General features: G+C 56.4%; 22 protein-coding genes. 5 read left to right on the top strand and 17 right to left on the bottom strand.

The genetic code is table 11. The features are described 5' to 3' along the window. Positions 1-57: 57 nt before the first annotated feature. Positions 58-1053, bottom strand: coding sequence for a gluconate operon transcriptional repressor GntR (gntR, locus tag JGC47_RS00865; protein ID WP_004160777.1), 996 nt, complete (start codon positions 1051-1053; stop codon positions 58-60). Positions 1054-1241: 188 nt separating this feature from the next. Continuing rightward, complete coding sequence (locus JGC47_RS00860) at positions 1242-1937, bottom strand: pirin family protein (RefSeq protein WP_004160778.1); 696 nt, start codon at positions 1935-1937, stop codon at positions 1242-1244. A 325-nt stretch (positions 1938-2262) separates the two neighbouring features. Here JGC47_RS00860 and JGC47_RS00855 point away from each other — a divergent pair, with 325 nt between their 5' ends. Further along, the gene (locus JGC47_RS00855) at positions 2263-2769 is read left to right on the top strand and encodes a GNAT family N-acetyltransferase (RefSeq protein WP_004160779.1); all 507 of its coding nucleotides are present in this window, start codon (positions 2263-2265) and stop codon (positions 2767-2769) included. 61 nt (positions 2770-2830) lie between these two features. Here the strand turns inward: JGC47_RS00855 and ggt are convergent, their stop codons facing one another. Then, on the bottom strand, positions 2831-4582 hold the full coding sequence (gene ggt / locus JGC47_RS00850) for a gamma-glutamyltransferase (RefSeq protein WP_004160780.1): 1752 nt from the start codon (positions 4580-4582) through the stop codon (positions 2831-2833). 159 nt (positions 4583-4741) lie between these two features. Here ggt and JGC47_RS00845 point away from each other — a divergent pair, with 159 nt between their 5' ends. After that, entirely contained in the window at positions 4742-5029 is a 288-nt protein-coding gene (locus tag JGC47_RS00845) for a DUF2756 domain-containing protein (RefSeq protein ID WP_004160781.1), read from the top strand. Positions 5030-5101: 72 nt separating this feature from the next. Here the strand turns inward: JGC47_RS00845 and ugpQ are convergent, their stop codons facing one another. From ugpQ to JGC47_RS00795, 10 genes are all read right to left on the bottom strand, one after another. Further along, the gene (gene ugpQ, locus JGC47_RS00840) at positions 5102-5842 is read right to left on the bottom strand and encodes a glycerophosphodiester phosphodiesterase (protein WP_004160784.1); all 741 of its coding nucleotides are present in this window, start codon (positions 5840-5842) and stop codon (positions 5102-5104) included. Next, positions 5839-6912, bottom strand: coding sequence for a sn-glycerol-3-phosphate import ATP-binding protein UgpC (locus JGC47_RS00835; protein ID WP_004160785.1), 1074 nt, complete (start codon positions 6910-6912; stop codon positions 5839-5841). Before JGC47_RS00835 ends, ugpQ begins: the two co-directional genes overlap by 4 nt. Positions 6913-6914: 2 nt before the next feature. After that, entirely contained in the window at positions 6915-7760 is an 846-nt protein-coding gene (ugpE, locus tag JGC47_RS00830; RefSeq protein ID WP_004160787.1) for a sn-glycerol-3-phosphate ABC transporter permease UgpE, read from the bottom strand. Further along, entirely contained in the window at positions 7757-8644 is an 888-nt protein-coding gene (gene ugpA / locus JGC47_RS00825) for a sn-glycerol-3-phosphate ABC transporter permease UgpA (protein WP_004160788.1), read from the bottom strand. The genes ugpE and ugpA overlap by 4 nt, the downstream gene beginning before the upstream one ends. 83 nt (positions 8645-8727) lie before the next feature. Then, entirely contained in the window at positions 8728-10044 is a 1317-nt protein-coding gene (gene ugpB, locus JGC47_RS00820; RefSeq protein ID WP_004160789.1) for a sn-glycerol-3-phosphate ABC transporter substrate-binding protein UgpB, read from the bottom strand. A gap of 387 nt (positions 10045-10431) precedes the next feature. After that, positions 10432-11145: a high-affinity branched-chain amino acid ABC transporter ATP-binding protein LivF gene (livF, locus tag JGC47_RS00815; RefSeq protein WP_004160790.1), complete on the bottom strand. Its 714-nt coding sequence runs from the start codon at positions 11143-11145 to the stop codon at positions 10432-10434. A 1-nt stretch (position 11146) separates the two neighbouring features. Beyond that, complete coding sequence (gene livG / locus JGC47_RS00810) at positions 11147-11914, bottom strand: high-affinity branched-chain amino acid ABC transporter ATP-binding protein LivG (protein ID WP_004160793.1); 768 nt, start codon at positions 11912-11914, stop codon at positions 11147-11149. Then, positions 11911-13185 carry a high-affinity branched-chain amino acid ABC transporter permease LivM gene (locus JGC47_RS00805; protein ID WP_004160801.1) on the bottom strand — a complete coding sequence of 425 codons (1275 nt, stop codon included), beginning with the start codon at positions 13183-13185 and terminating at the stop codon, positions 11911-11913. The genes livG and JGC47_RS00805 overlap by 4 nt, the downstream gene beginning before the upstream one ends. Further along, complete coding sequence (livH, locus tag JGC47_RS00800; protein ID WP_004160802.1) at positions 13182-14108, bottom strand: high-affinity branched-chain amino acid ABC transporter permease LivH; 927 nt, start codon at positions 14106-14108, stop codon at positions 13182-13184. The genes JGC47_RS00805 and livH overlap by 4 nt, the downstream gene beginning before the upstream one ends. Before the next feature lie 84 nt (positions 14109-14192). Beyond that, positions 14193-15308: a branched-chain amino acid ABC transporter substrate-binding protein gene (locus JGC47_RS00795; RefSeq protein WP_004160803.1), complete on the bottom strand. Its 1116-nt coding sequence runs from the start codon at positions 15306-15308 to the stop codon at positions 14193-14195. Positions 15309-15802: 494 nt separating this feature from the next. On the opposite strand from JGC47_RS00795, the gene panM reads away from it, so the two are divergent. After that, positions 15803-16210: an aspartate 1-decarboxylase autocleavage activator PanM gene (panM, locus tag JGC47_RS00790; RefSeq protein WP_004160806.1), complete on the top strand. Its 408-nt coding sequence runs from the start codon at positions 15803-15805 to the stop codon at positions 16208-16210. A 98-nt stretch (positions 16211-16308) separates the two neighbouring features. On the opposite strand, the gene rpoH is transcribed toward panM, so the two are convergent. The 4 genes from rpoH to ftsY form a co-directional block, all read right to left on the bottom strand. Beyond that, positions 16309-17163 (bottom strand): RNA polymerase sigma factor RpoH, encoded by an 855-nt coding sequence (gene rpoH / locus JGC47_RS00785; RefSeq protein ID WP_004160807.1) that lies wholly within the window; start codon positions 17161-17163, stop codon positions 16309-16311. A gap of 288 nt (positions 17164-17451) precedes the next feature. After that, positions 17452-18444 carry a permease-like cell division protein FtsX gene (ftsX, locus tag JGC47_RS00780; protein WP_004160809.1) on the bottom strand — a complete coding sequence of 331 codons (993 nt, stop codon included), beginning with the start codon at positions 18442-18444 and terminating at the stop codon, positions 17452-17454. Further along, positions 18434-19102 (bottom strand): cell division ATP-binding protein FtsE, encoded by a 669-nt coding sequence (ftsE, locus tag JGC47_RS00775; protein ID WP_004160810.1) that lies wholly within the window; start codon positions 19100-19102, stop codon positions 18434-18436. The genes ftsX and ftsE overlap by 11 nt, the downstream gene beginning before the upstream one ends. A 5-nt stretch (positions 19103-19107) precedes the next feature. Further along, positions 19108-20592, bottom strand: a complete 1485-nt coding sequence (gene ftsY / locus JGC47_RS00770; protein WP_004160812.1) for a signal recognition particle-docking protein FtsY — start codon at positions 20590-20592, stop codon at positions 19108-19110. A gap of 159 nt (positions 20593-20751) precedes the next feature. On the opposite strand from ftsY, the gene rsmD reads away from it, so the two are divergent. Beyond that, positions 20752-21360, top strand: coding sequence for a 16S rRNA (guanine(966)-N(2))-methyltransferase (rsmD, locus tag JGC47_RS00765; protein WP_004160814.1), 609 nt, complete (start codon positions 20752-20754; stop codon positions 21358-21360). Further along, positions 21350-21619, top strand: a complete 270-nt coding sequence (locus tag JGC47_RS00760) for a DUF1145 family protein (RefSeq protein ID WP_004160820.1) — start codon at positions 21350-21352, stop codon at positions 21617-21619. The genes rsmD and JGC47_RS00760 overlap by 11 nt, the downstream gene beginning before the upstream one ends. The last annotated feature ends 94 nt before the right edge of the window (positions 21620-21713 follow it).

Below are 21713 nucleotides of genomic sequence, written 5' to 3'. Positions count from 1 at the left end.
CGCTCTGCACTTGTCAGTCAGCATTTGCCGTCAGGCCACAACCGGGCTGCGCCTTCATCAGATACTTTCGCCCGGAGAAATGGTAAATCCGACATCCACCGATTGATGAGTAATGCGCTCCCCACGGATGCGTGCCAGCAACAGCCTGGCCGCCTGATTGCCGATACGTTCACGCGGCGTTTGCACCGTGGCCAGCCGTGGCGTCACCACCTGAGCAATATCATGGCCGTGGAATCCGGCGATGGCCATCTGCTGTGGTACGCGCAGCCCCTGTCGCTGGCATTCAAACATCGCCCCCACCGCCAGGTCGTCGTTGGTACAGAACAGGCTGTCGGTCTGTGGATAGCGCTTTTGCGCCTCACATAACAGCATCGCCCCGGCGGAATATGACGACGCCGCTTCCATCATCACGCTCTTTGGCTCCAGCCCGGCTTCCAGCATGGCGAGGCGATAGCCCTGCTCTTTCTGCAGGGTACGTTCATCAAGGCGCGCGCCCAGATATACCGTATTCCGGTGGCCTTTTTGCAGGATAGCCCGGGTCATCTGCCGCGCCGCCTCCACGTTATCGATCCCTACCGCCATATCAAGACAGGGCGAGGTACAGTCCATCGTCTCAACCACCGGAATGCCGGAGGTTTCGATCATGCGCAAGCTGGCAGCGGTGTGGGTACGTTCGGTGAGGATCAGCCCGTCAATATTCCACGTCAGTAACGAGCGCAGCTGTAACTCTTCTTTTTCAGCGCTGTAGCCAAAATGTCCCAGCAGCGTCTGGTAGCCTGTGGCATCGGTCACGGCTTCAATACCGCGCAGCACGTCGGCAAACACCTGGTTGGTCAGTGACGGCAGCAGCACACCAATCGCCCGGCTGGTGGCGTTGGAGAGCATTTCCGGGGCGCGATTGGGAATATAGCCCAGTTCATCCAGCGCGATGGCGATCCTGCTCTGCAGCGCGGCAGAGACCCGATCGGGATGACGCAGATAACGGCTAACGGTCATTTTGGTGATGCCGATCCGGTCGGCAACGTCTTGTAATCCCAGTCTTTTTTTCTTCATTTTCTTCAGCTGGCAGGAATTTGTTAAGCGGAGTGTAACAAAAAGCGCTGAATTGACGTTAACCCGAAGCAAACCCGTGAATCAACCTCACAGATTTCACTGTTAACGCGAATGGAAAACGCTATCACACTGCGTAAACAGCAAAAAAAAGGGTGCGAACTGGCGCACCCGTCATTAAAAAATGCCATTTACACCGCTGGCAGGTCAAACACCAGGATCTCGGCAGCGCTGTCCGCGGTTACCGCCAGCGATGGCTCATCCCGGATTGCCAGGGCATCGCTGGTACTTGCCTGCTCTCCGTTGACGGTCACTTCACCTTTCACCACCTGGATCCAGATATGACGACCGGCAGCAACATCAATACTGCCCTGCTCACCCGCGCGCAGCGCCCAGCGTGACAGCGTCATATCCTGGTATACTTTCAGCGATCCTTCTCGCGCATCCGGCGAGAGCACCAGCTGGCGGCCCTGAACATCGTCAAACCGGCGCTGCTCGTAGCGCGGTTCAATCCCGCTGCGTTCCGGGATGATCCAAATCTGATACAGATGCAGCGGCACGGTTTTGCTGGCGTTGTACTCCGAATGACGCACGCCGGTGCCGGCGCTCATAATCTGGAACTCGCCTGCCGGGATCTGCTCTTTGTTGCCCATACTGTCCTGATGCTCAACGGTGCCGGACAGCACGTAGGTGAGGATTTCCATATCTTTATGGGGATGCGTACCAAACCCCTGCCCGGGGTCGATCACATCTTCGTTGATCACCCGCAGCGCCGAAAAGCCCATAAAGCTGGCATCGTAGTAATCCGCGAAGGAGAAAGTATGGTAGCTGTCCAGCCAGCCGTGATTGGCATGTCCGCGATCTTGTGCTTTGCGTAGATAAATCATGTTCCGTTCTCCTCAAGGTTTTCACCCAGTCTGAACCCGGAGAACCTGTGATGATAGCGGAGAAAATTGTCTTCTCTGTTCAAATTATTCGACGTAACGGGCGGCGGGAGGCTAACGGACAAAAAAAAGCCAGCACCCGTGCTGGCTAAAAATTTTGGAAGCAATGTGAGCAATGTCGTGCTCTTTCAGCGGGCACCGTAAGCCCGTCTGAAAGCGCATGGCAATAATAATCATTATCATTCGCAGTTGTAAAGCCATTTTTTGAATAATTTTTACTTGCCTTAATGCTCAAAGACCATGATTTTAAAGGGGATCCAAATCCATAATGAGTAGCGATATGAGTGAAACAGTGATTCGGCATGCGGTTACCGAAGATGCCGGGGCGCTGCTTCAGCTATATAGTCAGCCGGACACCATGGCCGATACGCTACAGCTCCCCCACCCCTCGCTACAAAAGTGGCAACATCGTATCAGCACGCTACCAGAGGGAACGCATATGCTGGTTGCCTGCATAGCAGATCGCATTGTCGGTCAGGTGACGGTTTACATCAACGGCCCTGCACGCCGCCGTCACACGGCCAGTTTCGGACCTGGCGTCGATAGCAATCCTCGCGGTAAGGGCGTGGCAACAGCCATGATGCGCGCCATTCTTGACCTGTGTGATAACTGGCTGGGGGTTGAACGCGTTGAGCTGCAGGTATTTGCCGATAATCAGGCGGCAATCGGACTGTATGAACGGTTTGGTTTTGCAACCGAAGGCCGCGCGCGGCGTTTTGCCGTGCGTAACGGCCAGCAGGTCGATGCGCTGTATATGGCGCGTTTCCAGCCCTGATGGGCATGCGGGGAGGTATTTATCCTCCCCGCCACCGATTACCCGAAACAGAAATGCCGCGTCAATATCCTGCCGTCAAATCATCAATGGTACGCGGATCGGAGGCACCATAACGGGTGCCGTCTGGCCCCAGCATAATGCTCTGGCTGCTGCCCATCGTCGCCATCACCTTTACGTTCTGCCCCTTTTCAGTCAGCAGTTTCAGCGTATCCGGGCTGAAGCCCTTTTCTACCCGCAGCTGGTCCGGCAGCCACTGATGGTGGAAACGCGGCGCATCGGTGGCTTCGGCGACGTTCATCCCAAAGTCGATGCTGTTAACCACCATCTGCAACACGGTAGTGATGATACGGCTGCCGCCCGGACTGCCGGTCACCAGCCAGGTCTTACCGTCTTTCACCACTATGGTGGGGGACATGGAAGAGAGCGGGCGTTTATAGGGCTGCACGGCGTTAGCTTCACCGCCCACCAGGCCATAGACGTTCGGCGTTCCCGGCTTGACAGAGAAATCATCCATTTCGTTGTTCAGCAGAATACCGCTGTTTCCGGCGACAATGCCGCTACCGAAATTAGTGTTCAGCGTGTAGGTCACCGCCACCGCGTTACCGTCTTTGTCGACTACCGAGAAATGCGTGGTCTGATCGCTTTCATACGGAGCCAGTTTGCCCGGTTTGACCTCAGAAGAAGGGCGCGTCCTGGCCACATCGATCTGCTGCGCCAGTGATTTGGCATAGGCTTTATCGATCAGTGCCTGCACGGGAACTTTAACGAAATCCGGGTCACCGAGGTATTGCGAGCGATCGGCGTAGGCGTATTTTTCCGCCTCCGCCATTACCTGCATCGCATCGGCGCTGCCGAAGCCCATTTTGGCCAAATCAAAGTTTTCCAGAATATTAAGGATCTGCACAATATGCACGCCGCCAGAGGACGGTGGCGGCATGGAAAACACCTGATAACCGCGATAGGTCCCGCCGACCGGCTTACGCTCTATCGCCCGGTAGTTCGCCAGATCGGCTTTAGCGATCAGCCCGCCGTGCTGTTCCATTTCGCCAGCGATCTCATCAGCAATTTTGCCCTTGTAGAAAGCATCCGGCCCCTGGCGAGCGATCAGTTCCAGGCTGTGGGCCAGATTGCGCTGCACCAGCTTTTCACCCTGGCGATACGGCGTACCGTCGGCCTTGAAGAAAATGGCTTTACTGTTGGCATGATCCAGCAGCACCTCTTTACCATAAACCTTGAGATCGTCGGCCAGTGAATCATTGACCACGATACCGTTACGCGCCAGATCCAGCGCCGGCTTGATCAGCTGGCTAAGCGGCAGCGTACCGTACTTTTGATTCGCCAGGGCAAACCCGGCCACGGTGCCGGGCACGCCGGAGGCCAGCGGTGAGGTCAGTGATTTTTTGCTGTCGGCGTTACCCGCCGCATCCAGGAACATATTGCGGCTGGCGCGCAACGGGGCCGTCTCACGGAAATCAATCGAGGTGGTATAACCGGACGCGGTGCGCAGCAGCATAAAGCCGCCGCCGCCCAGGTTACCGGCCTGTGGATGGGTTACGGCCAGCGCGTAGCCAACCGCCACGGCAGCATCCACCGCGTTCCCGCCCTGCTGAAGAATTTTCACGCCAACGGCGGTGGCGGTAGCATCCGCCGAGGCCACCATGCCGTGCTGTGCCCTGACCGGATGGAAGGTGTCTGTGCCAACGCCGTAAGAAACCGGCGCTGTAGCGGGCGCTGTAGCCGTCGCCCCCTGGCACATCAGCAAACCGATCAACAGCGCACCTGACAGGCGCTTTAATGAGCTTTTTGTCGTCATTTTTTTATCCTTTATATTTATTTATTTATGCTGTGCTTGAACATTGATAAATAAGCATAAAACGGAACAAAAAGCGAACGATAACCTCAATTGAGAGCGCTCCTGGAGCCAGCAAGTAACGGGTGTATTAAACTCAATAAGTCACGCGGAGGAGTAAAAATGAAAACACAATGGCTGGTCATTTTTGCCGCCATCCTGCCACTGAGCGGGATGGCTAACATGTTGAATAACGGTAATAATTCGCAGCAGCCGGGGTACAATCCCAGCACACAGCGGCTACAGCAGCAGATGCAGAACCAGCAATCGCAGCAGAAGCTGAAGCTGCAACAGGACCAGCAGCGCCAGCAGCAGGATCTGCAACGTAAACTTCAGGAACAGCGCGACAGCGCCTCACAGCGTACGCTGAATGCGCCAGCGAATTCGCCGAACGCAACGCAGTCAAACTGATCGCCGCCCACCAACCCCGTTAGCGGCTTACCGTCTACCGGCAGGGGCGGATCGCATTTTTGATCCGCCCGCTTAGTGGAAATCCGGCCCTATCTCATCAATACGATCGGTGCAGATGGCATCAACGCCCCATTGCAGCAGCTCGTGCGCACGTTCAGGCTTATTCACCGTGTACACCAGAATGCGTAAACCTCCCCGTTTCAACAGGGCAACGCGTGCTGCATTCAGCACACGGTGATTGAGATGAATCGACGTACACTCTAATGCGGTGGTCATCTCCTGCCAGCGGTTATCCCATTGATCCAGCAGCAGTCCGCGCGGCAGCTCTGGTGCCGCCTGCCGGGCGGCTTCCAGCGCCTGAAAAGAGAATGAAGACAGCAGCGGAGCCACCTGCCCCTGCCACATCACCCTTGCTGCCAGCGCCACCGCACGCCCGGTTTCGTGGTCCAGGCCGCTGGTCGGCTTAATTTCGATATTGGCCATTAGCCGGTGCTGACGACAGCGGGCTGCAACCTCGCCCAGCAGCGGCAAACGCTCATCGCTGAATACCCCGCCAAACCAGCTGCCGGCGTCCAGCTGTACCAGCTGGCTCCACGGCAGATCCCGCGCAACGCCCCGGCCATTGCTGGTGCGGTTCAGGGTCTCATCATGCAGCAGGAAAATTTCGCCGTCCTGCGACAGCCTGGCATCAAACTCAATCATCCGGTGCCCCAGCTGCGCACCAACGTCAATGGCGGCCAACGTATTTTCCGGTGCCAGTTTGCCGCCGCCGCGATGGGCGACAATCGGTGGGTAAGGCCAGCTAACCGTCATGATTCTATCCTTTGTTGGTTTTCATCAAAAAAGTGGAGCGAGCGCGGTGGCAGATCCAGCCAAAGAGTGCTGCCCATCGCCGGGCGCAGCGAGTGCGGCAAGCGTACCACCACATTGCTGCTGCCCAGGCGGCCGTGGACGAGGTTATCCGCGCCCAGCATTTCCAGTGTATCTGCCACCAGCGGAATGCCGCCGTTCTGCTGTGAGGACAGCTCAATATGCTCCGGGCGGATCCCTAACGTCAACCGCCGGTCGGCCCAGCGCGCCTTCGCGCCATCCAGCGGCAACGTTATGCCGTCATTCAGGGTAAAAGCTGAACCGTCACGGTTAATCCGGCCTTCCAGCAAATTCATTGCCGGCGCGCCAATAAAGCTGGCGACAAAGCGTGTGGCCGGACGTTGGTAGATCTCGATCGGGGTGCCAAGCTGCTCCAGCACGCCCTTATTCATCACCATCACGCGCTGCGCCAGCGTCATCGCCTCTACCTGATCGTGCGTCACATACAGGCTGGTGGTATTCAGACGGCGGTGCAGCTGTTGCAGTTCCAGGCGCATCTGTACGCGCAGGCGCGCATCAAGGTTGGACAGCGGTTCATCAAACAGGAACACCGCCGGTTCGCGCACGATGGCGCGCCCCATCGCCACGCGCTGCCGCTGCCCGCCGGAAAGTTCACGCGGGCGGCGCTGCAACAGCGCTTCCAGCTCCAGACTGCGGGCCGTTTCCAGCACACGCTGACGGATCTGCTGTTTCCCCATGCCGCGGATTTTCAGGCCCCAGGCCATATTTTCCTCCACGCTCATATGCGGGTAGAGCGCGTAGTTTTGAAACACCATGGCGATACCGCGATCTTTCGGTTCTTCTTCCGTCACGCGCCGCGTGTCGATCCAGATATCGCCGCTGGTGACAGGCTCCAGTCCGGCGACCATGCGTAGCAGCGTTGATTTACCACAGCCGGACGGACCGACTATCACCATAAACTCACCGTCACGGATGGTGACATCCAGCGGATGAATAACCGGGGTTTTCGCGTCCCAGCATTTGGTTACTGCCTGAAGCCTCAGACCTGCCATGATTATTTCTCACTCTCAACCAGACCGCGCACAAAAGCGCGCTGCATCACAAAAACAATCACCACCGGCGGGATCAGCGTTAACAGCATCGCCGCCATCACTTCGTTCCACCGGGTGGGCGATCCGCTGCTGGAGATCATGCTTTTAATCCCCGCCACCGCCGTACCGAGGGACGCATCGTTAACAATCAATAGCGGCCACAAATACTGATTCCAGCCGTAAATGAAGGTAATCACGAACAGCGCCGCCAGATTGGTTTTCGACAGCGGCAGCACCACGTCGCGGAAGAAACGCAGCGGACCGGCACCGTCGATCCGGGCGGCCTCCAGCAGCTCATCCGGCAGCGACATAAAGAACTGACGAAACAGGAAGGTAGCGGTGGCCGAAGCCATCAGCGGCAGGGTTAATCCGCTGTAGCTGTCGAGCATGTTCAGGTCGGCAATCACCTGCACCGTGGGAAAAATGCGGACTTCCACCGGCAGCATCAGGGTGATAAAGATCATCCAGAAGAACAGGTTACGCAGCGGAAAGCGGAACCACACCAGCGCGAACGCCGACAGGATGGAAACGCTGATTTTCCCCAGCGTGATGCCAAACGCCATCACCAGGCTGTTCAGCATCAGCACGCTAAATGCCGGGCCGCTGCCGTTAACGCCGTGCTGCCAGATACGACTGACGTTCTGCCATAAGTGTGAGCCGGGGATCAGCGTCATCGGCACCTGGTAAACCGCCTGGTTATCCAGCGTGGCGGCGACAAACGCCACATACAGTGGAAACAGGATGGTCAGAATACCAAGCACCAGCAGGGTATGGCTGAAGATATCCAGCCCGCGTCGATTCTCAATCATTGGTAACGCACCTTACGCTCAACAAAGCGGAACTGGATCACCGTTAGCCCGATAACCAGCAGCATCAGCACCACCGACTGCGCCGCCGATGACGACAGATCGAGACCGGCAAAGCCTTCACGATAGATTTTATAAATCAGCGTGGTGGTCGCCTGTACCGGGCCGCCACCGGTGATGGCATCGATCACCGGGAAAGTATCAAAGAAGGCGTACACCAGGTTAACCACCAGCAGGAAGAAACTGACCGGGGTGATCAGCGGCAGCGACAGGCTGAAGAAACGGCGTACCGGGCCCGCTCCGTCAATCGCCGCCGCTTCGGTCAGGGATTTGGGGATTGACTGCAGCGCGGCGAAGAAGAACAGGAAGTTATAGCTCGTCTGCTGCCAGACAGAGGCCAGCACGATCAGGAACATCGCCTGCCCGCTGTTTTGCGCATAGTTCCAGCGGTAGCCCACCTGGTTAAGCAGGTGGCTGAACAGACCGAGTCCGGGATTAAACAGAAACATCCATAATACCGCTGCCACCACCGGAGCCACGGCGTAGGGCAGCAACAGCAACGTTTGATAAGTCTTCTTCAGGCGTACAACATAGTCGACCAGCGCCGCCAGCAGCAGTGAGAAACTTATGCCGCACAGCGTGACCAGCCCGCTGAATTTCAGCGTGGTCCAGAAGGAAGCGAGGTAGTAATCGTCGGCAAACAGTCGCTCAAAGTTGTCCAGCCCAACGAAGGTGCTGGAAATGCCAAAGGGATCGATACTTTGCAGCGAGTACCACAACGCTTCCCCGGCTGGCCAGATAAAGAAAATGGCGGTGATCAGCAGCTGCGGCATTACCAGCAGCCAGGGCAGTATGCCGCCGCGAAACACGGGTCGGGGTTGAGACATTTACGGACTCTCATAGCAAAATCGCCGTGGCGATCCGTCGTGGATCGCCATGAAAAGGCAGATAAGTAAAGCGTTGCGAGCGGTTATTGGCTCTGCCGCCCGAAGCGCGCCAGCAGTTCATTACCGCGCCTGACGGCATTATCCAGCGCTGCCTGCGCAGACTGCTTGCCGGTCCACACCCCTTCCAGCTCTTCATCCACGATGGTGCGGATCTGCGGCATATTGCCGAGGCGCATTCCTTTGGTGTAAGGCAGCGGGGCTTTATTCAGCATCTGACGGGTGGCGATATCCGCGCCCGGATGCTGCTGATAGAACCCTTGCCGTTTGGTCAAATCGTAGGCGGCAGTGGTGATCGGCAGATAGCCGGTTTTCTGGTGCCATTCAGCCGCTATTTCCGGCTGGGCGAGGAACTGCATAAATTGGGCGACGCCCTTATAAGTGGCGGCATCTTTGCCTTTCATCGCCCACAGGCTGGCCCCGCCGATCATCGCATTCTGCGGCGCACTGGCCACGCTGTCGTCGTATGGCATCATGCCCACGCCGAAGTTGAATTTAGCGTATTTGCGAATGTCCGCCAGCGATCCGGAAGACGCGGTGGTCATGGCGCAGTCGCCGTTATAAAACTTGGCGGTTGGCTCATCCTTGCGCCCGAAGTAGGTGAAATCGCCCTTCTTATTCATCTCTTCCAGCATCGCGATATGGCCTGCCTGTAGCGGCTTGTTGAACACCAGGCGCGCATCGCTGCCGTCAAAACCGTTATTTTGGGTGGCTACCGGCTGACCGTGCCAGGCGCTGAAGTTCTCAATCTGGATCCAGCCCTGCCAGCCGCTGGCGTAGCCACAGGACATGCCTGCTTTACGTAGCGCAGCGCTGTCCTGTGCCAGCTGCTGCCAGGTTTTTGGCGGTTGCTCCGGGTTCAGGCCAGCTTTTTTAAAGGCATCCTTGTTGTAGTACAGCACCGGCGTGGAACTGTTAAACGGCTGCGAGATCAGCTGCCCGTTGGCATCGCTGTAGTAACCCGCCACCGCCGGGACAAACTGCTTCGCATCCAGGGTAATACCGGCGTTTTTAAACACTTCATATACCGGCACAATGGCTTTCGATGCCATCATGGTTGTCGTACCGACCTCATAGACTTGCATCATGGCCGGGGCTTTCCCCGTGCGTACCGCTGCAATGCCGGCGGCCAGACTCTGCTCGTAATTGCCTTTATAGGTAGGGACGATACGATAATCAGGGTGCGTTTCATTAAAGCGGGTTGCCAGCGCGTTAACTTCTTCCCCCAGCTCGCCTTCCATCGAATGCCAGAAGGAAATATCGGTGGTGGCCAGCGCGCTGGTGCTGAACGCCAGGCCAAGTATCACGCTAAGCGCGTTATGACGAAATGAAAAAGATGACATGTCGGTTTCCTGTACCCGCTGTTATAAGGCGCGCAAACGCGCATTGCTGTGATTTGCAGGTAACATGACACGGCAGAATGACAGAAAAATAACGTTTGTATGACCACATAGTGACAGCGAACCTCGTTACCGAACCAGAGCCGGGTTCACTGTGTTAACGGCATCACACACAGCAAAGCGCAAGGTCAAGCCAGGCGCGCTACGTCAGGCAGAAGTCTGCTGAGGAGTACAACACGGGGGGTAATACTGGCGAGGTTCGGCAGAAATGGGTTGCAAATGGCGCATACAGGGGCAAAAAAACCGCCCGGAAGGCGGCTTCTTCGTGCGGCGCTGAAGCCTGAAAACTTCATCCGCGTATTGATGACAAGCACAGACAACTTAACCCAATCATCCCCCCAGATAGGCGCTTCTCACCGCTTCATTGGCTAACAGCGCTGCGCCGCTGTCTTCCAGCACCACATGGCCATTTTCCAGCACGTAACCGCGGTCGGCCAGCTTCAGCGCCTGGTTAGCATTTTGCTCCACAAGAAAAATGGTCATGCCTTCCTGACGCAGCTGTTCGATGGTGTCGAAAATCTGCCGGATGATGATCGGTGCCAGCCCCAGCGAGGGTTCATCCAGCAGAAGCAGGCGCGGCTGGCTCATCAGCGCCCGGCCTATCGCCAGCATCTGCTGCTCGCCGCCGGACATGGTGCCGGCACGCTGCGCACTGCGCTCGTACAGGCGGGGAAACAGCTCGTAAACGCGCCTGATGCGCTGCTGGTACTGCTGGCGTTCGGCAAAGAAGCCGCCCATCGCCAGGTTTTCTTCCACCGTCATGCGGGCGAAGACGCGGCGGCCCTCCGGGACAATGGCAATGGCTTCGCGCATAATGCGCGCCGTCTGCCAGTCGGTTATATCCTTACCGTCGAAGGTCACCGACCCCTGGGTGGCGCGTGGTTCGCCGCACAGGGTGCCGAGGAGGGTGGTTTTTCCCGCCCCGTTAGCGCCAATCAGGGTGACAATTTCCCCCTGATTGATATGCAGGTTGACGTTATGCAGCGCCTGGATTTTGCCGTAGTGCGCACTGACGTTATTCAGGGACAACATGGCTTCAGTCATGTTATGCCTCCCCGAGGTAAGCGCGGATCACATCCGGGTTCTGGCGGATCTCTTCCGGTGTGCCATTGGCCAGCGGCGTGCCCTGATTCACCACGTAGATGCGGTCTGAAATCCCCATTACCAGTTTCATATCGTGTTCAATCAACAGTATCGAGACCTTGTGTTGTTGGCGCAGCTCGGCGAGCAGCTCGTCCAGCTCGTGCGTCTCTTTCGGGTTGAGACCCGCAGCCGGTTCATCCAGCATCAGGATTTGCGGGCGGGTCACCATGCAGCGGGCGATCTCCAGACGGCGCTGCTGCCCGTAAGCGAGATTACCCGCCTGGCGGTTGGCCAGCTCCAGCAGCCCGACGCGATCCAGCCAGCTGGCCGCGCGCTCCAGCGCAGCGTCTTCCGCCTGGCGGAAGCCCGGGGTTTTCAGCAGGCCGGAGAAGACGCCGCTTTTCAGGTGCTGATGTTGTGCGACCAGCAGATTCTCAATGACCGTCATTTCACGGAACAGGCGCACATGCTGGAAGGTGCGCACAATGCCCATCCGCGCGATCTTCTGCCCCGGAAGGCCCGCCAGCTGCTGGTCGCCCAGCCTGATCGAACCGCCCGATGGGCGGTAGAATCCGGTAAGACAGTTAAACACCGTGGTCTTCCCGGCACCGTTAGGGCCAATCAGCGAGACGATCTCCTGTGGATATAACTCCAGTTCGACGTTATTAACCGCCAGCAGGCCGCCAAAGCGCATCTTAAGACCATCAACGGCTAACAGAGGCTGGCTCATGGCTGTTCCTCCTGCTGCGCCTGTTGCAACTTCAGATGCGGACGTTTCATCGGCAGCAGCCCTTGCGGACGCCAGATCATCATCAATACCATCAGGCCACCCAGTACCAGCATGCTGTATTCGTTAAGGTCACGCATCAGCTCGCGTGATACCACCAGCAGCACGGCGGCGAGGATCACCGCAAACTGCGATCCCATCCCGCCCAGCACCACGATCGCCAGCACAAAGGCCGATTCGGCAAAGGTGAAGGATTCCGGGCTGACAAAGCCCTGGCGGGCGGCAAACAGGCTACCGGCGAATCCGGCGAAAGCAGCGCTGATGGTAAAGGCGGTCAGCTTGATCCGTGTCGGGCTAAGGCCCAGCGAGCGACAGGCGATTTCATCTTCACGCAGCGCTTCCCAGGCGCGCCCCAGCGGCATGCGCAGCAGGCGATTGATAACAAACAGAGTCATCACCACCAGCAGCAGCGCCACCAGATACAGGAAGATAATCCGGTCGCCCGGATCGTACTGCAGGCCAAAGAAGTGGTGGAAGGTGTCCCAACCGCCGTCGCGCACGCTGCGGTTAAACTCCAGACCAAAGAAGGTCGGTTTGGGGATCTGGCTGATGCCGTTTGGCCCACCGGTTATTTCCGTGTTGTTGAGCAGTAAAATACGCACGATCTCCCCGAAGCCAAGCGTCACAATCGCCAGGTAATCACCGCGCAGACGCAGCACCGGAAAACCGAGCAGCAGCCCAAAGGCCGCCGCGACCAGCCCGGCCAGCGGCAGGCATTGCCAGAAACCCAGCCCGTAATAGTGATTCATCAACGCGAAGGTGTAAGCGCCGATAGCATAGAAACCGCCGTAGCCAAGCACCAGCAGCCCGGACAGCCCGACCACCACATTCAGCCCCAGCCCGAGCATGACGTAAATCAGCGTCAGGGTGGCAATATCCACCGTGCCGCGAGATACCAGAAATGGCCACAGCGCAGCGGCAACGATCAGCGCCAGCAGCAGCAGCTTCTGCTTCACGGTGGAGCCATCAATGCCCGGTAGCATCAGCACCGGGGCGGACACTTTTTTCAGGCCACGGTGCAACAGCGGGCGCAGCAGCTGGAACAGAAACACCACGCCGCAGCCGAGGGCGATCCAGTTCCAGCGCACTTCTCCGGCGTTATTCACCACCAGATGCGTACCGTCAAGGTTCAGGCGCAGCCCCATAAAGAACGCCGCCAGAACCAGCAGCATCAGTGCTGATGCCACGGCGTTAAGCAGATGGAGCTTTTTCATACTTTCTCAACCTCCGGACGCCCGAGGATGCCGGTTGGCATCACCAGCAACACCACAATCAGCAGCGCAAACGACACCACGTCTTTGTATTCGGTACTGAGATAAGCCGAGGTTAGCGCTTCGGCAATGCCGAGGATCAAACCGCCCAGCATAGCACCAGGAATACTGCCTATCCCGCCGAGTACCGCTGCGGTAAAGGCTTTCATCCCGGCGAGGAAGCCGATATAGGGGTTGATCACCCCGTAGAACTGACCCAGCAGAACGCCGGCCACTGCCGCCATCGCCGCGCCGATGACGAAGGTCAGTGAGATCACCCGGTCGGTATTGATCCCCAGCAGGCTGGCCATTTTCAGGTCTTCAGCACAGGCACGACAGGCGCGCCCCATACGCGAATAGCGGATGAACAACGTCAGCGCCAGCATGGCAAGGAAGGTGACTCCCCAAATCATCAGCTGCATGGTGGAGATAGTGGCAGCAAAACCGTTACTGACGCCCAGCGTCCACTGCCCGCTGACCAGGCCCGGCAGCGCCAGATCGCGCGATCCCTGCGTCAGGCTGACGTAATTTTGTAAGAAAATCGACATGCCAATGGCCGAGATCAGAGCGATCAGGCGCTTGGAGGATCGTACCGGCTTGTACGCCACGCGCTCAATGCTCCAGCCGTAACAGGAAGCGATGACCACCGCGACCACAAAGCCGCAGCCGATCAGCAGCCAGCTGGTATCAATGCCCAGCATCATCAGCGCAGCGATGACGATAAACGAAACGTAGCTGCCGATCATATACACTTCGCCGTGGGCGAAATTGATCATGCCGATAATGCCGTACACCATGGTGTAACCGATGGCGATCAGCGCATAGGTGCTGCCCAACGTAACGCCGTTGAACATTTGTTGCAGGAAGTAGAGAAACTGCTCGGACATACTTTAAACCCTTACCTGTCCCCATTGGGGTAACAAAAAACGCCCGGCACAGTTCACCAGGCGTTATTGCCAGAAATCATCCGGTTACTTAACGGCGTCGGAAGAGCCGTCCGCATGCCATTTGAAAATGCCAAACTCAAAGCCTTTCAGATCGCCCTTTTCGTTCCAGCTCAGGTCGCCCATCACGGTCGGAACCGCCGCGCCCTCCTTCAGATTTTTGACGATATCTTCCGGCTCTTCGCTTTTGCTACGCGCCATCCCGGCGGTCAGTGACTGTAATGCCGCATAGGTGGTCCAGACAAACGGACCGGTCGGATTTTGCTTCTTCGCCTTCAGCGCATCGACGACGGCCTGGTTTGCCGGCACCTGGTCATAGCGTTTTGGCAGCGTCACCAGCATGCCTTCCGACGCCGCTCCCGCAATGTTGGACAGGGAGGAGTTGCCCACACCTTCCGGGCCCATAAACTGGGTTTTCAGGCCGGCGGCGCGCGCCTGCCGCAGGATCTGCCCCATTTCCGGGTAGTAGCCGCCAAAGTAGACGAAGTCGATATTTTCTTTCTTCAGGCGCGCCACCAGCGTGGAGAAGTCTTTATCGCCAGCGGTGATACCTTCAAACAACACCACGTTGCCGCCCGCTTTTTTCAGGCTGTCCTGCACCGAACGTGCCAGGCCTTCGCCGTACTGCTGCTTGTCGTGAACCACCGCGATGCGCTGTGGCTTAACTGCGCCAAGAATATATCTGGCCGCGGTTGGCCCCTGGTCAGAATCGAGACCGGTGGTGCGCATAATCAGTTTATAGCCACGAGAAGTGAGGTCCGGCGCAGTCGCGGCTGGGGTAATCATCAGCACGCCTTCATCTTCATAGATGTCCGATGCTGGCTGCGTCGATGAGGAACACAGATGGCCGATGACATAACGGATACCGTCATTGATCACCTTGTTGGCTACCGCCACCGCCTGTTTTGGATCGCAGGCATCGTCGTATTCCACGCCAATCAGCTTACTGCCGTTAACGCCGCCTTTAGCATTAATATCCGCAATCGCCTGTTTGGCGCCGGTGAACTCCATATCACCGTATTGCGCCACCGGGCCGGACATGGCGCCAACAATCGCCACCTTGATGTCTTTTGCCAACGCCGCGTGGCCGATTGCCAAAGCCATACAGCCTGCCAGCAACGCACTACCTTTAGAGATTTTCATCCTTACTACCCCACCTGTTGTGTTTGCGCCCTTTGAGCCTGGAACCGCAGCTGCGTTGACAACGTGCGCCACTGCGGACGATGACGTTTATCAGTTAATGGGATGCCGCCTTGCTACGGTGACAAATCTTTCGGGTCATTTATTATTTGCCGTTAAATGCGCGATAACGCTTTGTGTCTTATACAGTTAACACGCATTTCAGCATTTATTGTCAATATATGTTTAATATCAGGTCATTAAACAGGAATTTTCTGCTGTAAATCAACCTTCATATTTAGTATTGAGTGGGATTTCTCGGTCAATGCACTGGCATAAACAGGGGCTTTTTTGTCATCAAACCAGCGTTTTATACTGGATAAATAGCAACCAATATGAGCTTGCTCGGTAAAGTTTCTTACCTTCCGCAGATCCCCTTGTTTTGGTACGGAAAACAAAAGCGCTAAAGTCCGATCAACTTCGCTACAATATGCCTTTCTTCAGTACCGGATTATTCGATGAAACTGACCATCATCCGCCTGCAACTATTATCTGAGCAGGATCGCATCGATTTAAAGAAGATCTGGCCGCAGGCCGATATTGAGACGCTGGGCGCACAGCTTGATGCACATCATCAGCTGTACGCGGCGCGCTTTAATCACCGCCTGCTGGCGGCAGTCAGGGTTCAGGTGGCTGGCATACAGGCACGCTTGTCGCAGCTGGAAGTACGTGAGGTGACGCGCAGACGCGGCGTCGGTCGCTATCTGTTGGATGAAACGCTGGCGCAGAATCCGCACATTCAGCAGTGGTCGATTTGCGCAGACGGCACATCAGAACCTGCTGTAATCACCCGCTTTATGCAGAGCGCCGGATTCGTTCGCCAGGCAGATGAGTGGGTTTACAGCAGCCACGGCCCGGGTAGCTGAGAGCAAATAAGGCAGGCTAAGGCGATGCGCTTTCCCGGTGACAGAAAGCAAAAAACCGCCGAAGAGGGCGGTTTTTTTCATCAGCGGCAGCGGTCGCGTCAGGCTTCTATGGCCACGCGCAGTTTTTTCATCGCGTTCTTTTCCAGCTGACGTACGCGTTCAGCGGAAACACCGTACTGGTCGGCCAGCTCCTGCAGCGTGGTTTTGTTGTCATCGTCCAGCCAGCGGGCGCGGATAATATGCTGGCTGCGTTCGTCCAGCCCCTGCATCGCATCGCTAAGCTTATCGGCAGCGTGATCTTCCCAGTTATCTTCCTCAATGCCGTTAGCAAAGTCAGAGGACTTATCCTGTAAATAGAGCATCGGGGCCATTGAACGGCCTTCGCCCTCGTCATCAGGCGTGGGGTCAAAGGTCATGTCCTGGGCGGCCATGCGTGATTCCATTTCACGCACGTCTTTACTGCTGACGCCCAGCTCGCGCGCCACCATTTCCACCTCATCCTGGTTAAACCAGCCTAAACGCTGCTTGGCTTTACGCAGATTAAAGAACAGCTTGCGCTGTGCTTTGGTGGTTGCGACTTTCACGATGCGCCAGTTACGCAGCACGTACTCGTGAATTTCGGCTTTAATCCAGTGCACGGCAAAGGAAACCAGGCGCACACCCACTTCCGGGTTAAAACGGCGCACGGCTTTCATCAGGCCAATGTTGCCTTCCTGAATCAGGTCTGCTTGCGGCAGTCCGTAACCGGAATAGTTACGAGCAACATGAACAACAAAGCGCAGGTGAGACAGGATCAGCGTTTTAGCTGCTTCCAGATCGCCCTGGTAATGCAGCCGTTCAGCCAACGCTTTTTCCTCTTCTGCCGTCAGCATAGGCCAGGCATTAGCCGCCCGGATGTAAGAATCCAGGTTGCCTAAAGGAGCAATAGCTAAAGTTTGCATTTCTTTGGTCATTCAAACCCTCTCTTTGTTATGCATGATTGCGGTGTCGATCCCTGAACCGCCCACAAGATTACGTGAACAGACAGCAAAATAAAACACAATCTGTGCTAACGGCTTAACCATTTTCTTGTCATTAAGACGTAGGAGTTATCCACAAGTTCAATCTTATCGGTGGATATTTTATAAACTGCTTGCGTGGCGCGCGGAAATAACCGGGAAAAGTAACAGGCTGGCGACCTTCCTCTGCGGCACGGTTTCACGCAGCAGAGGAAGATTATAGCAAAAAAAGATGTGAAGGAATTACTGCGGCGTAAATCGGCGTAAATGTTGCACCGTTGCCAGCCAGGCGGCCACCCAACCAATCATGGCGGAAATTAGCACTAATAGCAGGCTTTCATCCCACGCCAGACCGTGCAACACAAAAGAGGTGCCAAACACCGATGCCACCTGGGTCACTACTGACTCCAGCCTGAACAACAGCGCCGCCGACAGCACCAGTGACAGCAAAGCCCCACTCAAACCGAGTAACGCGCCGCCATATAAGAATGGTCGCAAAATGAAACCGTCTGTTGCCCCAATCAGTTTCTGCACGTTAATCGTGTCGCGGCGGGCAAAAATGCTCAGGCGCACGCTGTTACCTATCACCAGGAACACCGCCACAATCATCAGAAGGCCGATCGCTGCCGCAACCTGGCCAACCAGCCCGGTAAGCGCCGCCAGCCGGGCAAACCAGCTGTCATCCATCTTCACTTCATCAATGCCTAGTATTCTAGACACGCGGTCGCGCAGATTATCCATAGTGGACGAATTCTGGAAATTCAGCTTCGGCGTGATTATCGCTACCGCCGGCAACGGGTTCTGCTCCAGCATATCCATCGCGCCGCCGAAGCCAGACCAGTTGCGAAACTCGCCCAGCGCTTCATCACGCGACAGATAGTTAACCTTGTCGACGCCGTCTTCTTTTTTAAGCTGCGCCACCACGTTTTCGGCCGCGGTGTCATCCAGCGTTTTACTTAGGTAAACGGTGAGCTGCGGGGCCGGATACCATTGTTCCGCCGCCTGACTGACGTTTTTCCACACCATATAGCAGACGCTGGGTAACGTCAGAGAGATGGCAATCACCATCACCGTTAGCAGCGTTGCCAGCGGCTGGCGCCACAGATCTGACAGCGAACCGTGCATCGCGTAGCGCCACTGTTCCTGCCAGCCGCCCTTGAGCGCTTTGCTTTTCGAAGGCTGCCTGTGCTGCAACGTTTTTGCCACCGAGGGGCGAGGATTGCGTTTATTGGCCACGATGACCTCCGTATAAACGTCCCTGATTCAGCGTCATCTGGCGATAGTTACGGCTGGCGATCAGCCCCATATCATGGCTGGCCATCAGTACCGTGACGCCAACGCGGTTAAACTCCTCAAACAGGCGCAAAATACCTTCAGACAGCGCCTCGTCAAGGTTACCCGTTGGTTCATCTGCCAGCAGCACCGCCGGCTTGTTCACCACCGCACGGGCAATCCCCACGCGTTGCTGCTCACCGCCGGACAGCTGGATGGGGAAGCTCTTCGCTTTGTCGAGCAGGCCGACTTTGTCCAGCGCCGCAGAAACGCGACGGCGGATATCTTCGCCACTGGCCCCGGCGATAATCAGCGGGATGGCCACATTGTCATACACTGAGCGATCCATCAGCAGATGGTGATCCTGAAAGATCATGCCGATCTGACGGCGCAAAAACGGGACTTCACGGCTTTTCAGACGGCTAATATCGTGACCGCCAAACCAGATATGCCCGGTACTCGGGCGCTCAATGCCACAGATCAGCTTCAGCAAAGTGCTTTTCCCCGCCCCGGAATGTCCGGTCAGAAACGCCATTTCGCCTGGGCGCAGATGAAAATCCACCCCCTGTAACGCTTGCCGACCGCCGAGATAAGCCTTACTGACTTCTTCAAAGCGAATCATCCTAATTAGTCCTCTCGGGCAAAAAGTGCCTCTATAAAATCGTCAGCCTTAAACGGTCGTAAATCTTCAATGCCCTCGCCAACGCCGATGTAGCGAATAGGAATAGTGAACTGATCCGCCACCGAGAAGATCACGCCACCTTTCGCCGTACCGTCCAGCTTGGTCAGGGTGATCCCGGTCAGGCCAACGGCCTCATGGAACAGTTTAGTCTGGCTGATCGCATTCTGTCCGGTGCTGGCATCGATAGTCAGCATCACCTCATGAGGCGCACTGTCGTCAAGCTTCTTCATCACGCGGGTGATTTTTTTCAGCTCTTCCATCAGATGCGCTTTATTCTGTAAACGCCCGGCCGTATCGGCGATCAGCACGTCAACATGGCGCGCTTTCGCCGCCTGAATGGCATCAAAAATCACCGAAGCGGAATCGGCACCGGTGTGCTGCGCCACCACCGGAATATGGTTGCGCTGCCCCCAAACCTGCAGCTGCTCAACGGCGGCGGCGCGGAAAGTGTCGCCGGCAGCCAGCATTACCGATTTGCCCTCGGCCTGGAACTGGCGCGCCAGCTTGCCGATGGTGGTGGTTTTCCCTACGCCGTTGACGCCAACCATCAGGATCACAAACGGCGTTTTACCGCTGATATCAAGCGGTGCTTCAACCTTAGCGAGGATTTCAGCCATATCGGTTTTCAGCAGGCCATACAGCGCTTCAGCATCGCGCAGCTGTTTGCGGCTGGCCTGATTGGTCAGGTTGCCAATGATTCGGCGGGTGGTTTCCACCCCGACATCAGCAATCAGTAATTGCTCTTCCAGCTCTTCGAACAGTTCGTCGTCGATTTTCTTGCCGCGGAACAAACTGATAAATCCGGAACCCAGATTGGTACGGGTTTTGACCAGGCTGCGCTTCAAACGCGCAAAGAAGCCTTCTTTGCCCGGGCGCTCCTGTTCCTTAGCTGGTTCTGGTTCTGATTCTGGTTCTGGTTCTGATTCTGGTTCTGATTTTGGTTCTGGTTCTGGTTCTGGTTCTGATTCTGGTTCTGATTCTGATTCTGGCGCAACAATGTCGTTTATTGCTTCGGGTTGTACCACAACAGGTTCCTGCACCACCTCTGCCGCCAGCGCCTTATCAACCGGCTCGGCGGCCAGCGCTAACGTTTCCAGCTCCGCCTCATCAATCGTTTCCGCTGCGCTTTGCTGTGCAACGGGATGCTTTTCGTCCGGGATCGCTGGCAGAACAACAGGCTCGGCTGGCGCTACAGCCTCCGGCAGTTCGGCCGCACGGCTGTCATCCGCCTGCTGTTCTGCCGGGCTTTCGGTCACCGCGACCACGTCTGCCGCTTCGCGTTCGGGGGCACCGTTAGTGGCGTTATCAGCCAGGGGCGTATCGGCAGAGGGCTGATGTTCCAACGTTTCTTTTACCTCTGCCTGCTGCGCTTTTTCGTCACGCCCCAGGCCAAGCCAGGAAAAAAAGCCACGTTTTTTATTCTTTGCCATGGTGCAACCACACTCCTCGCGGGAAAAACCGTTCTGGTAGGAAAAATAAGCTAAGTTTCATAGTCTACCACTTTCTGCAAAGCGCATTACAGCACCCTTTTACGTTTCCTCAACGTGGTTAGCCCGTTAAACTATGCAACAAATTATTAAGAGTTCAGCATGATGAATAAAAAACCCCGCAGCGGCGCAGCCGGGCAAATAAGAATTATTGGTGGGCAGTGGCGTGGCCGCAAGTTACCGGTTCCCGATAGTGCAGGCTTGCGCCCCACCACCGATCGGGTACGCGAAACGCTGTTCAACTGGCTGGCAGCGGATATTCAACAGGCAAATTGCCTCGACTGTTTTGCCGGCAGCGGTGCACTGGGCCTGGAAGCACTGTCGCGCCATGCCGCCAGCGCCACCCTGCTGGAGCTGGAGCGACCGGTGGCGCAGCAGCTGGAAAAAAACCTCGCAACCCTCGGCGCAAGGAGTGGGCGCGTGGTCAATACTAATACGTTGCAGTTCCTGACTCAGAAGGGTGAGCCACATCATCTGGTGTTTGTTGACCCGCCGTTTCGTAAAGGACTGCTTGAAGAAACTCTCACGCTGCTGGAGAGCAACGGCTGGTTGGCCGATGAAGCGCTGGTGTACGTGGAAAGCGAAGTCGAAAACGGCCATCCGCCGGTGCCGTTAAACTGGCAGCTGCATCGTGAAAAAATCGCCGGTCAGGTGGCCTGTCGCCTGTACATTCGTCATACGAACAATGAGGATAACGCAGATGTTAATTAATGCAGGCCGTCTGTTGATGGTGTTTGTTTGGGCATTTTTGCTGCTTAACGTGGTGCATCCCTTCCCGAAACCGCTGACCTATTTTGTTAACGTTGCGCTGTTCTTTATGGTGATTATGCACGGTCTGCAGCTGGTGCTGATGCGCACCACCCAGCCACAGGGATCGGATAAACTCAGTGGCCTGACCCAAGCCAAAATCTTTTTCTTTGGCGTATTTGAGCTGCTCGCCTGGCAGAAAAAGCACTTTCCCAGGCAGTAATTCCCCGCAGCCGGTTATCAGCATATAAGCGGAGCCATCTGATTGTGATATAAGCGGCCGTTAACCTACAATGAGACGGACTTTGCCGCGTTCT

Source organism: Erwinia amylovora (assembly GCF_017161565.1).
GTDB classification, from domain to species: domain Bacteria; phylum Pseudomonadota; class Gammaproteobacteria; order Enterobacterales; family Enterobacteriaceae; genus Erwinia; species Erwinia amylovora.
The sequence above is the reverse complement of the archived record's forward strand: the minus strand, read 5'-3'. Positions and strand labels throughout refer to the sequence as shown.

Coding starts and splice junctions, on each gene's coding strand:
- ugpQ (WP_004160784.1), bottom strand. CDS start 5,842: ATGACGGTTAGCTGGCCTTACCCACCGATTGTCGCCCATCGCGGCGGC.
- livG (WP_004160793.1), bottom strand. CDS start 11,914: ATGAGCCAGCCTCTGTTAGCCGTTGATGGTCTTAAGATGCGCTTTGGC.
- livF (WP_004160790.1), bottom strand. CDS start 11,145: ATGACTGAAGCCATGTTGTCCCTGAATAACGTCAGTGCGCACTACGGC.
- gntR (WP_004160777.1), bottom strand. CDS start 1,053: ATGAAGAAAAAAAGACTGGGATTACAAGACGTTGCCGACCGGATCGGC.
- rsmD (WP_004160814.1), top strand. CDS start 20,752: ATGATGAATAAAAAACCCCGCAGCGGCGCAGCCGGGCAAATAAGAATT.
- ftsY (WP_004160812.1), bottom strand. CDS start 20,592: ATGGCAAAGAATAAAAAACGTGGCTTTTTTTCCTGGCTTGGCCTGGGG.
- ggt (WP_004160780.1), bottom strand. CDS start 4,582: ATGACGACAAAAAGCTCATTAAAGCGCCTGTCAGGTGCGCTGTTGATC.
- JGC47_RS00760 (WP_004160820.1), top strand. CDS start 21,350: ATGTTAATTAATGCAGGCCGTCTGTTGATGGTGTTTGTTTGGGCATTT.
- ugpA (WP_004160788.1), bottom strand. CDS start 8,644: ATGTCTCAACCCCGACCCGTGTTTCGCGGCGGCATACTGCCCTGGCTG.
- ftsE (WP_004160810.1), bottom strand. CDS start 19,102: ATGATTCGCTTTGAAGAAGTCAGTAAGGCTTATCTCGGCGGTCGGCAA.
- panM (WP_004160806.1), top strand. CDS start 15,803: ATGAAACTGACCATCATCCGCCTGCAACTATTATCTGAGCAGGATCGC.
- JGC47_RS00860 (WP_004160778.1), bottom strand. CDS start 1,937: ATGATTTATCTACGCAAAGCACAAGATCGCGGACATGCCAATCACGGC.
- livH (WP_004160802.1), bottom strand. CDS start 14,108: ATGTCCGAGCAGTTTCTCTACTTCCTGCAACAAATGTTCAACGGCGTT.
- JGC47_RS00795 (WP_004160803.1), bottom strand. CDS start 15,308: ATGAAAATCTCTAAAGGTAGTGCGTTGCTGGCAGGCTGTATGGCTTTG.
- JGC47_RS00805 (WP_004160801.1), bottom strand. CDS start 13,185: ATGAAAAAGCTCCATCTGCTTAACGCCGTGGCATCAGCACTGATGCTG.
- JGC47_RS00845 (WP_004160781.1), top strand. CDS start 4,742: ATGAAAACACAATGGCTGGTCATTTTTGCCGCCATCCTGCCACTGAGC.
- ugpE (WP_004160787.1), bottom strand. CDS start 7,760: ATGATTGAGAATCGACGCGGGCTGGATATCTTCAGCCATACCCTGCTG.
- rpoH (WP_004160807.1), bottom strand. CDS start 17,163: ATGACCAAAGAAATGCAAACTTTAGCTATTGCTCCTTTAGGCAACCTG.
- JGC47_RS00855 (WP_004160779.1), top strand. CDS start 2,263: ATGAGTAGCGATATGAGTGAAACAGTGATTCGGCATGCGGTTACCGAA.
- JGC47_RS00835 (WP_004160785.1), bottom strand. CDS start 6,912: ATGGCAGGTCTGAGGCTTCAGGCAGTAACCAAATGCTGGGACGCGAAA.
- ugpB (WP_004160789.1), bottom strand. CDS start 10,044: ATGTCATCTTTTTCATTTCGTCATAACGCGCTTAGCGTGATACTTGGC.